General features: G+C 70.5%; 13 protein-coding genes. 6 read left to right on the top strand and 7 right to left on the bottom strand.

All coding sequences use genetic code 11. The annotated features are described in order from the left end of the window. Positions 1 to 384: 384 nt before the first annotated feature. Positions 385 to 972, bottom strand: coding sequence for a TIGR03086 family metal-binding protein (locus I4J89_RS43990; RefSeq protein WP_196420175.1), 588 nt, complete (start codon positions 970 to 972; stop codon positions 385 to 387). A 63-nt stretch (positions 973 to 1,035) separates the two neighbouring features. Further along, the gene (locus I4J89_RS43985) at positions 1,036 to 1,965 is read right to left on the bottom strand and encodes a polysaccharide deacetylase family protein (RefSeq protein WP_196420174.1); all 930 of its coding nucleotides are present in this window, start codon (positions 1,963 to 1,965) and stop codon (positions 1,036 to 1,038) included. 1,273 nt (positions 1,966 to 3,238) lie between these two features. Here I4J89_RS43985 and I4J89_RS43980 point away from each other — a divergent pair. Together I4J89_RS43980 and I4J89_RS43975 are read left to right on the top strand one after the other, a co-directional pair. Continuing rightward, a complete protein-coding gene (locus I4J89_RS43980; protein ID WP_196420173.1) occupies positions 3,239 to 3,391 on the top strand; it encodes a hypothetical protein in 153 nt (50 codons plus the stop codon). A 100-nt stretch (positions 3,392 to 3,491) separates the two neighbouring features. Beyond that, the gene (locus I4J89_RS43975; RefSeq protein ID WP_196420172.1) at positions 3,492 to 3,776 is read left to right on the top strand and encodes a putative quinol monooxygenase; all 285 of its coding nucleotides are present in this window, start codon (positions 3,492 to 3,494) and stop codon (positions 3,774 to 3,776) included. A 113-nt stretch (positions 3,777 to 3,889) separates the two neighbouring features. Here I4J89_RS43975 and I4J89_RS43970 read toward each other — a convergent pair whose 3' ends face one another. After that, complete coding sequence (locus I4J89_RS43970) at positions 3,890 to 4,633, bottom strand: MBL fold metallo-hydrolase (RefSeq protein WP_196420171.1); 744 nt, start codon at positions 4,631 to 4,633, stop codon at positions 3,890 to 3,892. Between the two features lie 84 nt (positions 4,634 to 4,717). Between I4J89_RS43970 and I4J89_RS43965 the strand changes: the two genes are divergently transcribed. Together I4J89_RS43965 and I4J89_RS43960 are read left to right on the top strand one after the other, a co-directional pair. Next, complete coding sequence (locus I4J89_RS43965; RefSeq protein ID WP_196420170.1) at positions 4,718 to 5,296, top strand: CGNR zinc finger domain-containing protein; 579 nt, start codon at positions 4,718 to 4,720, stop codon at positions 5,294 to 5,296. A gap of 33 nt (positions 5,297 to 5,329) precedes the next feature. After that, a complete protein-coding gene (locus I4J89_RS43960; RefSeq protein ID WP_196420169.1) occupies positions 5,330 to 6,307 on the top strand; it encodes a hypothetical protein in 978 nt (325 codons plus the stop codon). Positions 6,308 to 6,768: 461 nt separating this feature from the next. Here I4J89_RS43960 and I4J89_RS43955 read toward each other — a convergent pair whose 3' ends face one another. Beyond that, entirely contained in the window at positions 6,769 to 7,527 is a 759-nt protein-coding gene (locus I4J89_RS43955; RefSeq protein WP_196420168.1) for a S1 family peptidase, read from the bottom strand. 107 nt (positions 7,528 to 7,634) lie between these two features. On the opposite strand from I4J89_RS43955, the gene I4J89_RS43950 reads away from it, so the two are divergent. After that, the gene (locus I4J89_RS43950) at positions 7,635 to 8,873 is read left to right on the top strand and encodes a hypothetical protein (RefSeq protein ID WP_196420167.1); all 1,239 of its coding nucleotides are present in this window, start codon (positions 7,635 to 7,637) and stop codon (positions 8,871 to 8,873) included. On the opposite strand, the gene I4J89_RS43945 is transcribed toward I4J89_RS43950, so the two are convergent. The 3 genes from I4J89_RS43945 to I4J89_RS43935 all read right to left on the bottom strand — a co-directional run bounded on the left by I4J89_RS43945 (position 8,867) and on the right by I4J89_RS43935 (position 10,862). Then, the gene (locus tag I4J89_RS43945) at positions 8,867 to 9,373 is read right to left on the bottom strand and encodes a hypothetical protein (RefSeq protein WP_309238750.1); all 507 of its coding nucleotides are present in this window, start codon (positions 9,371 to 9,373) and stop codon (positions 8,867 to 8,869) included. The genes I4J89_RS43950 and I4J89_RS43945 overlap by 7 nt on opposite strands. Positions 9,374 to 9,375: 2 nt before the next feature. Next, entirely contained in the window at positions 9,376 to 9,939 is a 564-nt protein-coding gene (locus I4J89_RS43940) for a DUF1697 domain-containing protein (RefSeq protein ID WP_309238749.1), read from the bottom strand. Between the two features lie 200 nt (positions 9,940 to 10,139). Continuing rightward, the gene (locus I4J89_RS43935) at positions 10,140 to 10,862 is read right to left on the bottom strand and encodes an ATP-binding protein (protein WP_196420166.1); all 723 of its coding nucleotides are present in this window, start codon (positions 10,860 to 10,862) and stop codon (positions 10,140 to 10,142) included. An 83-nt stretch (positions 10,863 to 10,945) separates the two neighbouring features. Here I4J89_RS43935 and I4J89_RS43930 point away from each other — a divergent pair, with 83 nt between their 5' ends. Further along, the gene (locus tag I4J89_RS43930) at positions 10,946 to 12,133 is read left to right on the top strand and encodes an MFS transporter (protein WP_309238748.1); all 1,188 of its coding nucleotides are present in this window, start codon (positions 10,946 to 10,948) and stop codon (positions 12,131 to 12,133) included.

The following is a 12,133-nucleotide window of genomic DNA, read 5'->3' as shown; positions in this document are numbered from 1 at the left end:
CTCACCCCATGGCTGCTACTGCAACGCTGTTGGACAGCCTGGACCAACAAACCGCCACCCCGTGAACTCCAGCAACTCCTCAACGCCGTCGGAAACGGCCGCGCCCTCAACCTCTATCTACCACCATAAAGGCGACAAACTACCGCTAGAGGGCTTCCGTGGTCAGGGTCCCCAAGCGGTGATCTTGCTTGGCCCAACCTCAACGCTGTCTCAACGGCCGCCAGACAGCACCCACGTTGGCCCGGACAAGACCCTGACCACGAAGGGTCTCTAGTCCGGGCGGGGCTTCTGCTCCCGGTCTGAGCAGGGCTTCAGCTTCGGGCCTGGGCCGGGCTTCCCCTCGGGTCTGAGCTGGGCTTCTGCTCCGGAGGTCTGAGCTGGGCCTCACTCCGGGGCTGAGCCGGGCTGCCACTCGGGGTCGCGACCGATGAAGCCGAGCATGCGGGTCTGAGCGTCGGCGTCGGCGGGGACGGGCACCGCCGGACCGTACTGCCCGGAGCCGCGCATCGCCTCCTCGATCGGCTCCATCCCGGCCAGCAACACCGCGCACTCCTCCGGATCGAGCCGGTCGTCCTGACCGGTGGCGCGGGCCAGATCCCAGGTGTGCATGAACACGTCGGACGTGTAGAAGCGGTCGATGGCCTGGTCCAGCGGCACCTCGCCGAAGTGCCGGTTGGAGAGGGTCCGCCGCGCGGTCTCCGGGTCGTCCAGCAGTGCTTGCACCGCGGTCGACTGCACCCGCCAGGCCGCGGCCGGGTCCTCGTCCGCGCTCGGCCCCTTCGGCAGGTCACCGCCACCACCGGCGGCAAGGAAACCGGGCAGCCACTCGACGAGGTGGCGCACCACGTCACGGGCGGTCCACCCGGCCACCGGCGCCGGCACGTCCCACTTCTCGGTGCCGTCAACGCGGTCGGTGAACTTCGCGGCGATCTGCCGGTGCCGCTCGGCGGGAGACAGGTCGGACAGTTTCATGACTAGACATCCTTTCAACCGTACGGTTGAAAGCAACGTAGCACGCCAGCCGGCCTTCCGCACTCACGCCAGCACGAAGGTGTATCCCTTCCCCTTGAGCCTGCGGATGGTGTCGCCGAGAGAGGCGACCGTGTGACTACGGTCGCCGCCGCCATCGTGCATCAGAATGACCGCGCCCGGATGCGCGTTCCGCACGGCACGCCGGGTGATCGTCGACGCCGGCGGCCCCTGCCAGTCGCGGGTGTCGACCGTCCAGCCGAGGATGCGCAAGCCCTCACCACGCACGACAGCCCGGGTCGCGGCATTGCTCGCGCCGTACGGGAAACGAAACGCCCGCGGGCCCCGCCCGGCCACATTGCGAATCCTCGCCTGAGCCTGCCGCACGTTGGCCCGCGCAGCAGACCGCGACAGGCTGGTGAAATCGGCGTGGTCACGGCTGTGGTTGCAGAGGCGGTGACCTTCACGAACGATCCGCCTGGCGGTCTTGCGATACCCGCCGACGTTATTGCCGAGCAGGCAGAACGTGGCCTTGACGCGGTGGCGGCGCAAAATGTCAAGAATCCGCGGCGTGTACGGGGACGGGCCATCGTCGAAGGTGAGCGCGACGGTTTTGGAACGGCCCGGCTTCTTCGCCGCGACCTGCTTCCCGCCGGCCACCGGCTTGGTCTTCACCGCTGCCTTCCGGCCACTCGCCGGCTCGGTCTTCACGGCCGACTTTCTCCTCGCCGCCGGCTTCCTATCACCCGCCGGCTTCTTGTCGCCCGCCTGGTTCCCCTCGGCTGGCTGCTTCGGATCCACCCCACGCTTGCTGCCTACACGGGCCGATGCGCTCCTCCCCTCCTGCGGTTGGGCGCTGTCGTGATCCACCGTGGACGACGGCCGCGAGGCGGCGGCCGGCGGTTCGGCGGCCGTCCGATCCTCATGCCGGTTCGCCGCCACGACGATCAGCGATCCAACGAGCAGGGCGGTAACGAACTTGGCAGGGCCACGCATCGGCGATCAGCTCCTCAATCAGGCGTTGCGCCGGCATCCGCACTTCGCAGGGCGGGCACTGGGCGACAGCCTCAAGCGGCGTATACCGTTCTCACGGCCCGCCCTCTGGCCGTTAGCCCGGCCTCACGGCGGCCCTCCGGCAGTTGCTCTGGTCTCCCGACGGCCCCAGCCGTTCGCCCGGCCTCGCGGCGGCCCCTCCGGCAGTTGCTCTGGTCTCCCGACGGCCCCAGCCGTTCGCCCGGCCTCGCGGCGGCCCCTCCGGCAGTTACCCCGGTCTCTCGAGACGGCCCCCGGACCTTCGTTCCGCGTCCCGGCGGCCCCTCCGACAGTTGCCCGGGTCTCCCGAAACTGCCCCGGACCTTCGTTCCGCCTCCCGGCGGTCTCCGGCCACTCTTCCGGCCTCCGACGACCCTCCGGCCATCCCTCTGGTCTCCCGACGGCCCCCGCCGTTCGTTCGGCCCCGCCAGCCCTCTCCGGCCATTGCTCCGGCCTCCCAACGGCCCCTCCGGCCGTTGCTCCGGCCTCCGACAACCCTCCGACTGTCCTATGCCAACCCGCGCACTGGCCGGAGCAAAAACCAGCTGGCGGCGCGGCGACGTACCGGCGGAGGCCAGCAGCCCTGCGCGCGTGCCCCGTCCAGGCCTTCCTGCGAAGCCGCCGGTGATGGCGCGGCGAGAGCCAGGTCCGACACGGCTCGCGGCATGGCATGGCGAGTCAGGCGGCACGGCGAGCTGTTTGAACAGAGCCGTCGCCATCGCGAAGAACCCCCGTATGTTCGCCGAAAGGCCATCGTCACGAACGACCGTTTCATCGGTCAATACCAAAGGTGACAACGAAATCACCAGCACGTGATGTATCGCGCCAATATGGACGCGAGCCGACGCCAACATCGACGGGCGTTCCCGGCGCAACCCGGCCCGGCCACCAGCAGCAGCACACAGCCAACTGGGCACCCCGACACCAGCAACGCACAGCGAAACCCGGGGCATCCAGTCACAGCAGCGACGCCGACGTCCAGCCAGCGGCGACGCGCAGTCGCAAGGGGTCGCGATGGCCCAGGAGGGTTGGCGGCCCCGTCGAGCGTCGTCGCGGCGGCCGGCACGCAAGGAAGGTCAGCCGCAGGGGCCGGCACGCAAGGAAGGTCAGCCGCAGTGGCCGGCACGCGAGGAGGTCATCGCTAGCCTTTCGGAACCAGCCCCCGCGGAGCCAGCCTGGAAACGACACGCCGGGATCTCGCAGTGCCTGGTCGCACTAATCGGTCTAGCGTGGCGGTGTGGATCTCGTGAGTCCGACCAACCCCATATTCGGAACGGCTGGCATTCCGATCCTTAACGGTCCGCCGCCGGCCGAGTCGTTGACGCTGGCGGCCGAAGATGGGCTGCGGCTGACCTTCGGTGACTGCCCGCTCAGGGTGGGATTCGCCTAGATGGCGGTGCGCTGAGCAGCATGACCGGGCAGGGGACGGCATCCTGTTCAGGCCGCCTTGGGCGCATGTTCAATTCCTGTCAGAGCCTCCAGGAGGTTAAGTGATCATCATCGCGGGGATGTTGCAGGTCGATCCGGCTGAACGGGACCGTTATCTGACCGCGGTGGCCGACGTGTCTCGGCTGGCACGGCAGGCACCCGGCTGTTTCGACTTCTCGCAGGCGCCGGACGAGCTCGATGCCGGGCGGATCAACGTCTTCGAACGGTGGGAGTCCGACGAGCACCTGCACGCCTTCCGCGATTCCGGCGGCCCGGACATGGAACTTCCCCCGATCCTCGCGGCCGAGGTCCGTAAATACCGGATCGCAGCGGTGGAGGAGCCGTAGGTCTCAGGCCGGCAATCAGCCGCAGCCGGCTAGGACCCGCCCCGCCACCGCATGCGTGCACTGCCGCAACCGCCGGGCCGTGACCAGCACACGCGGGTGAGGGCGACTGTTGGTCACGGCCATTGCACCCGGCCGGCGAGGCCGGCGGCCGAGAATGCTTCCTCCAGCCTGTCCCGGCCCTCGGTGAAGTGCGCCCAGCTGTTGTAGTGCACCGGCACGATGTGCCGGGCTCCGAGGATGACCGCCGCCTCGGCGGCTTGGGCGCTGTCGAGAGTGAGCAGCGCATTCCCGACGAAGTCGCCGCGGACGGCGCCGGCGAACAGGATCGCCGTGTCGATCGGGCCGAAACGGTCGGCGATCTGCTTGACGCGGTCGAGTGAGGCGTTGTCGCCGCTGACGTAGACGGTGGGCAAGCCGTCGCCGGTCAGGACGAATCCGACGACCTCGCCCACGATGGGCTCCGAGCCCTCGGGACCGTGCAGCGCGGGCACCGCCGTCACAGTGACCGTGCCGCCGCCGGGACGCTCCAGCTCGGTGGAAGCCCAGGGCGCGAGACCCCGCGCGTTGCCGGCGAGTCGGCCCGCCCCGCTCTCGGTCGTCAGGGTCAGCGGCACACGGGACAGCAGCTCCCGCCCGGAGTCGTCGAGATTGTCGGGGTGCTGGTCGTGCGAGAGCAGCACCACGTCGACCGGGCCGAGCTCGGCGGGCGTGATCGCGGACGGCGCGGTCTTGGTCAGCACGCTGCCGCGCGGCAACGGATAGTCGCCGGGCTCGTCGAAGGTCGGATCGGTCAGGAAGCGCAGGCCACCGAACTCGAAGAGTGCTGTCGGGCCACCGTAGACACGAACATCCACCATCACGGACTCCTCACGGAAAAATCGGCTGTCATCCGTGACGTTATCCGCTTGTCACGGATGACGGCAAGCCCTAACGTGAGAAGCATGACCGAGGTCGTTCATCCGCCAGCCGCTCCGGGCGCCGAGCTCCACCCCGCTCTGGATCTGGCCGACAGCGTGCTGACCGGCACCGGCGGCCAGGTGCTGGATCTGATCGACACCCCGGCAGACGCCACCCGCTGGCTCGTGGACCGGGGTCTCGTTCCACCCGATGCGCGGCTGCACGAGATCTGCGCGACCCGGGTGCGCGCCCTGCGGCAGCACGTCCGGGCCTTGTTGACCGCCCGCATCGACCGCACCCTGCCACCCGCTGAGGCGGTGACCGCGGTCAACGACGCGCTCACCCGGGTGCCCACCGCAGCCCCGCTACGGTGGGTCAGCTCCGCCGGGCCCTACCGGGTGGCGCCGCACCCGACCGACCAGGTCGTCGACCATGCCCTCGGCGTTCTGGCCGCTGACGCCGCTGACCTGCTGACCGGCCCTGACGCCGACCGGCTGGCCGCCTGCGACTCGCCACCGTGCACCCGGTTCCTGTTGCGCAACGGCCGCCGGCACTGGTGTTCCATTCGCTGTGGCGACCGCGCACGGGCGGCCCGCGCCTACGCTCGCCGGACCCAGAGTTGATCACGCAGCGGCCTGATCCGTATTCTGCGGGTCATGGTCCAGCCCCGCCGCGTGAAAAAGATCGTCGGCCTCACGCTCGGCGCAGCGGTGCTCGGTGGCGCCGCCGTCACCGTGGCGACCCTCGCGTCCGGGGAGGCGGCACCGGACGGGCCGTACCGGCTGACCAGTTACAGCATCTGGGCGGGCCAGTCGACCACACTCCTGCGCTCGTCGGCTTCCGGCGACAGCACGCAGGTCATCGACTGGGGCGACGGGACGACCGAGACGGTTCCGGGCAGCACCACGCAGGTGCCGCACACCTATCAGAGCGTCGGCACGTTCACACCGACGGTGACCGTCTCCGGCGGGACCCGCGAGTCGGCCGGGCGTGTCACGGTGTCCACGGTCATCGGCGGCTATCAGGTCAAGCAGTCCACGACCTGGATCGGCGACGCGGTGACACTGGCCTACCAGACATATGAGGAGGCCGACAACATCAAAATCTCGTGGGGTGACGGCCAGACCAGCGTCGTCGAGGCCAGCGTGGCCGAGGCGACCACCACACATGCGTACGCTGCTCCGGGCACGTTCGAGGTCACGGTCGCGCCGGTCAATGAGAACGGCGCAGCCACGCCGCGCGCCGCCGGCACGGTCACCGCGAAGAAGGACGCCACCGGGCCGATCGTCACCCTGACCACACCGGCGAACCCGGCGAGCGGCAGGTCCTGGGCGACGCTGACGGGCAAGGCGTCCGACGACGGTGTCGGCGTGCGCAGTGTGACGCTGACCGCCGTGGTGAAGCGTGGCCAGACCTGGTTCGCCTACACCGGCGCCGGGTGGCGGAAGGTCGCGTCCAGGGCAGCCGCCACGCGAAGGACGAGGGCCATCACCGTGGCGCCGGATGCCTCCGGCGCGTGGCGCGCCCCGTTCCAGGCTCCGGCCAAGGGCACGATGCGCTTCACCTACACCGCGATCGACAAGGCGGGCAACCGCTCCGTCGCGAAGGCGGCGGTCCAGCGGATCACCGCGTGACGCCCGACGTTCAGCAAATCACCCGCTGACGCCCGTCGGCCCAGCGAACCACCCGGTGACGCCCGGCGTCCAGCAAATCACCCGCTGACGCCCGTCGGCCCAGCGAACCGCCCGGTGACGCCCGGCGTCCAGCAAATCACCCGCTGACGCCCGACGGCCCAGCGAACCACCCGGTGACGCCCGGCGGCCGAGCAAATCACCCACTGACGCCCCACGGCCCCAGCGAACCACCGCGCGACGCCCCACGACCCAGCAAATCACCGGGCGACGCCCAACGACCCAGCAAATCACCGGGCGACGCCCAACGACCCACCGGACGACACCCCCGGCTCAGCGGGCCCCTTAGTGACGCCCGACGGCCCCAGCAACCCACCGGGCGACGCCCGACGGCAGCGTCGCCCGGCTCGCCGTTGCGAGACCGCCGGCAGCGGCATCGGGCCCTAGTCCGGTCCTGCATGCCGTCATCCGGCGCGGATTGCGGCCCGGATCCAGTCGGCGATGTTGTCGGTCCGGGCGGCGCTCTCCACCCCGGTGTGCGGACAGCTCGGCCCGCCGCTCACCAGCGCGACGAGCGCCGGGCGGGCACGCTTTGACTCGGTGAAGAACGGGCCGCCCGAGTCGTACGGGCACGGCGTCGTGTCCGGCTGCGGCGCGAACCCGCTCAAGCCGACCACCGAGGAGGCTACCGACACCACGACCATCTGGCCGGTGCGCAGCCGCGTTACCGGTGCCGGGTTGACGCTGGTCGTCGACCCGTACCCGGTCACCCGCAGCACATCGCCGGGTTCCGGCGCGCGCTTGCCTAGCCTGATCGGGCGCACGTCGCGCACCGGCGTCGCCAGCCGGGCCAGGGCCACGTCCGCGGTCGGTGACTGCCGCACCGCGACCACCTCGACCTCGTGCCCGCCGGTCCCGGCCAGGTCGGTGCGCCCGACGGTAGCCGTCGTCAGGTCCGCCACCGGGTATTCGACCCGCACACCGTTCGCGTCACGGAAGCAGTGCCCCGCGGTGATCACCCATTCGGCGGCGACGAGAGCTCCTGAGCAGGCGCTGTTGCGGCGCCCGCCGGTGGCGGTCGGAATTCCGGTCATCGTCAGCTTCACCGAGAAGCGGTATCTGCCGTCCGGCACCGGCTCGCCGTTGGCGATCGCCGACGCCGAGCCCGGCACGCCAAGCACCACGCCGAGGACCAGGGACAAAAACGTGATCAAACGTCGCATCACGAGCACGTTAGTCGTATGTGGACATCGAAGCACGCCCCTGAATGCCATATGCGCACGTATGTCACTCTTGGACGGCCATGCGGCCACACGATCGGAGCGCGGACATGGGCAGGTTCGCCGCAATGCCGATGCTCGCCGGGCTGCTGGACCAATCGATCACCAGCATCGCGCAGCTCGCCGCGGACGGCCGCCACTTCGACCGCCGTGAGGTCGCGCGGATCGCCGACGTCTGGGACAACAACACGCGACCGCTGTTCCGCGCGGCGCTCACCCGCCCCGACTGGCTACGTGAACGACGCGCGCGAGCCGCCCTCGCCTGGATGGCGGACCTGGCACTGTCCCGCCGCGAATGGATGATCGAGATCGCCGGCCCGGAAATGCGGTCGCTGCTCGGCAAAGCGGCCGAGGAACCGGCGCACCACCGCGACTACCTCGGCCTGGTCATGCCCGCCCTGACCCCGCTCGACGAGATCGACCTGGGCCGTGACTACGACCTGGACCGCGCCGAGGTCGGCATGCTTCGGGTCGAGCGGGCCGGCAGCGACCTGTCCGGCTTCGTCGAGCTCTCCGCACCACGCCGGTACGCCGCCCCGGACAGCCCGCAGACCCCGGCCGTCCACCTGTACCTCGACGGCGTCGACCTGGTCCGGTTCGACAGTGACGATCGCTCCGGCGTACCCCTGATGACCGGCCCGGACATCCGCATCGGCGCCCGAGGCCGGCTGCGCGCGAAGGCCGCGACCGTCTACATCGAGGACTGGTCGTGGCACTTCTCGCACGCCGGCCGGGCCGCCGACGCCACCACTGCCCGGACGCGCCGGCGTGGACCGCGGCAGCCGACCCGCCCGCCGCTGGGCGTCGCCCGTCAGGCGGCCTTCGCCGTCTACCGGGCGATGGTGGCGATCCGCGCCGTCCGGTTCCCGCACGTCGTCGGCCGGATACCGGTACGCGAGTTGTGCGCCGCCCTCGCCGGAGCGGGCAGTGACGTGCTCGCCGCCGCAGGCGCCCCGGAGCGCGATGCGGCGTTCCGGGGCCTGGTCGAGAAGTGGACCGCCCGAAGCCCGTACCTCGCTGCCGAGCTGAACGACAGCCGGCCGAGGGTCAGACCCGCCTTCACCGGTCCGCCTGACCTCGCCCAGCTGACCCTGGTCAGCTGGCACACCGCCGCGACGATCAACCTCGCCGCCCCGTCCGATGACAGCACCTGGCGGCTACGCTCCGAGCAGTTCCCCGAGGTGGCCCGCCTGACGCTGGACACCACCGCGTTCGCCGCCCCGCACACCTTCGCCCGCACGCCACCGGGCACGCTCACCGTCGCCGACGGCGCCCTGACCATTCACTGACCGGAACGGGCACGCCCGCCATACAAATGGACCCGGTGGTCGACGGCGAAGTGCGGCTTGCCGTGCACGAACCGATCAGGTCGCGGCGACCCGTTGCTGACATGCACCAGCCAGTCCTCGTAGTACCAGCTGGGGTTGCAGCAACACCGGGTGATGAGAAAGCGGAAGTTCGCCCGATAACGACCGACCTGCCCCGGACCCAGCGTGAACAGCTTGGCCGGCCACTCCCGGCGCGGATAGACCGCCCACGGCAGCAGGGCCACGGTCAGCGCCGCCTCGTCCCCGCCGAACTGAAGGCCGAGCCCGGTGCTCTCACCGGTCAGCACCTCGCCCCGGCGGACATACCCGTTCGCCTCGTCGGCCAGGACCTCATGGACCACCACGTCGCCGTCGGGCAGCGCGTCAGGCAGCAGAACCGGCTTGCTCAGACCACGGCGAGCATCGGCGTGCCGCGCGCCCCGGCCGGCCGCGCTCCACCGGACCCGAACCCGTTGAACCACGATCACGCTCCAGGACGATCCAGCATCGCCAGGAGTTTCTCCACCGTATTCCAGTTCCGTACGGTCGCCGAAGGCCCGTTTTTGATCTTGCCAAGCGCCTTCATGAGCGGGCTGTTCTGTTGCCCGGCCGGCAGCCACAGATACATCTCCGAACCGGAGATCACATAGCGCTCGTCGCCGGCGTCGACACCCGCCAGCGGATCATCTCCGGTCGCCGGTGAGGCCAGAAACGCCACCACATACCGGGAGCCGTCGTCCGCCACGTTCCCGAGCGGGTTGCGCCGCACCACGGCCGCCAGCTCGTCACGGCTGCGCAGGATCACCTCGATCGGCATCCCGAACCGCTCCTGCAGAGTGCCTTCCAGCGCCTTTCGCAGCGTGGCGGGCGACATGTCCGACTCGAGGACGACGTTGCCACTCTGGAGCAGGGTCGCGACTCCCTCGTACCCCTCCTCGACGAGCAGCGCCCGAAGGTCGGCCATGCCGACCCGCCTGGATCGACCGAGATTGATGCCGCGCAGCAGGACCGCGTAGCGGGCCATCGCCTCCCCTTCCGGCGGAAACACGCACTTCAGGATGCACATTATCGGGGAGAAGAGATCGAGGGCGTCTCCGCGTCGCACGGCGACCGGGTGATGACGGCGCGTGCGCTGAATCCCGCCAACCGCAGCGGCCTGCCCGGCTTCGAGCGCCTCCGGTGGCGGCCTTGCCGCCGCCGCGCCGGCCTGCCCGTGTCTGACGAGGTGCCGCGCGGCTGCTCGGTGGCTCAGGTCCTGGCCAGCGTCGCCCAGACCACCTTCCCGCCCTCGGCGGGCATCGAGCCCCAGTGCATGGTCAGCGCGTCGACGAGGTGCAACCCGTGCGCCGACGCCGGGCCGTCCGGCGATCCGGGTGGCAGGCGCGGCGGAGCGCTCGACCCGTCCCGTACCGCGATCATGAGATAGCGGCGGCCCAGGTTCACGCGCAGGTCGATCATCGTCTCGGCGTGCATCACGGCGTTCGCCACCAGCTCGCTCACCACCAGGCTGGCCGGTGCGGCCAGTTCCGGCAGTTCCCAGCGGATGCACGCCTCGACGGTGACGTGCCGGGCCCGCTGGGCCGACCCGGCGAGCGGAAGCAGGAGGTCACTGACCGACGTGGTCAGACGGCGCGACTCGGCCGCCAGGGCGTCGTCGGCGGAGGGGAACGCCGCCAGCCGGCTGTGCCCGGCGACCAGCCACTCGGCGGTCTGGCGATCGGTCCCGGAGATCAGCAGCGGGGTGCCCGGCCAGAGAGCGGCCTGCCGGGCGACCGCGGCGAACACCGACAAGGCCGTCCGTTCGATCACCACCGTCCCGGCCAGGTCGGCGATCACCGCGTCCGGCTGCTCGACCAGGCACTTGATGAGCGCGGCCCGGACCTGCGGGACCGTCGCGACGCAGAGTTCGCCTCCGCACCTGACGAGCAGGCGCGTGCCGATCCGCTCCACGGAGCATCGAAGGTGATGCACCTACGCATTGTCCTGCGCGGGAGGGCTCCGTCGCCATCCCGCCCGGCTCATATCAATATGCGCCACCGGGTACGGTCGGTGACGTGGTGACCTTGAGCCGTGCCGGACGACGGCGTTCGATCATCACGCTGGTGGTCGTCTGCCAGAGCACTCAGGGGCTCATCTTCGGCGGGCTGGCCCTGTTCCTGCCGCTCATCCGCTCCGACCTGGGGCTCAGCTTCACCCAGGCGGGCACGCTCGCCGCGGTCACCAACCTGGTGTACGCCCTGATGCAGGTCCCCTCCGGTTACCTGGCCGACCGGTTCACCCCGCGCCGCCTGTTCCTGACCGGACTGCTCGGCACCAATCTGCTGGCCGCGCTGTTCACCGTGCTCACCTCCTACGAGGCGTTGCTGCTCAACCAGGCGCTGTCCGGGTTCTTCCGGGCGCTGGTGTTCGCGCCCGGGCTGCTGCTGATGACCCAGCAGTTCCCGTCCGGCCGGCGGGCCACCGCGATGGGCCTGTACGTGGTCGGCGGCTTCTCGTCGAACATCCTGCTCAGCTCGCTGGGCCCGCTGCTGGTCCGCCCGCTCGGCTGGCAACCGTTGTTCGTGCTGTTCGCCGCCGGCGGCCTGCTGGCGTGCGCGCTCTACTGGTGGGCCGGTGCCGGCGACAGCCCCGCCGCCCAGGGCGGGGTACGCGTCCGCGACCTGCCCGCCCTGCTCCGGCATCCGATCATGTGGCTGACCGGTGTCATCCAGTTCGCCCGGCTCGCCGTAGCGCAGGGCTTCACCTTCTGGCTCCCCACCTACCTGGTGGTCGACCGCGGCCAGTCGCTCGCCGCGGCCGGGCTGGTGGCCGCGCTCGGCTCGGCGGTCACCGCCCCGGCCAACTTCCTCGGCGGGTACGTGTCCGACCGGGTCGGCCGGCCGTTGCTGATCATCGGCGGCTCCCTGGCCGGCCTCACCGCCGGCCTGACCCTGCTCACGTACGTGCCCGGCATGCTCGGCGTGCTGCTCGTGGTCGCGCTCGTGTCGGTCTTCGTCCAGGTCTACTTCGGCCCGCTGTTCGCCGTACCCCTGGAGGTGCTCGGCGCGCAACGCGCCGGCCTGATCAGCGGTTTCGGCAATTTCTGCGCGAACCTGGGCAGCTTCGCGTTCGTGTACGCCCTGGGCGCGGTCAAGGACGCCACCGGCTCGTTCCGCATCGGCTTCCTGAGCCTGGCCGCCCTCTGCCTGGTGGCGCTGGCCGCGACCTGGCTCGCGCGCCCGCTGTTGCGCCACCCGGCCTGA

It is taken from the genome of Actinoplanes aureus (assembly GCF_015704865.1).
In the GTDB taxonomy this organism is placed as follows: Bacteria; Actinomycetota; Actinomycetes; order Mycobacteriales; family Micromonosporaceae; genus Actinoplanes; species Actinoplanes aureus.
This window is presented reverse-complemented; position numbering and strand designations above follow the sequence as displayed.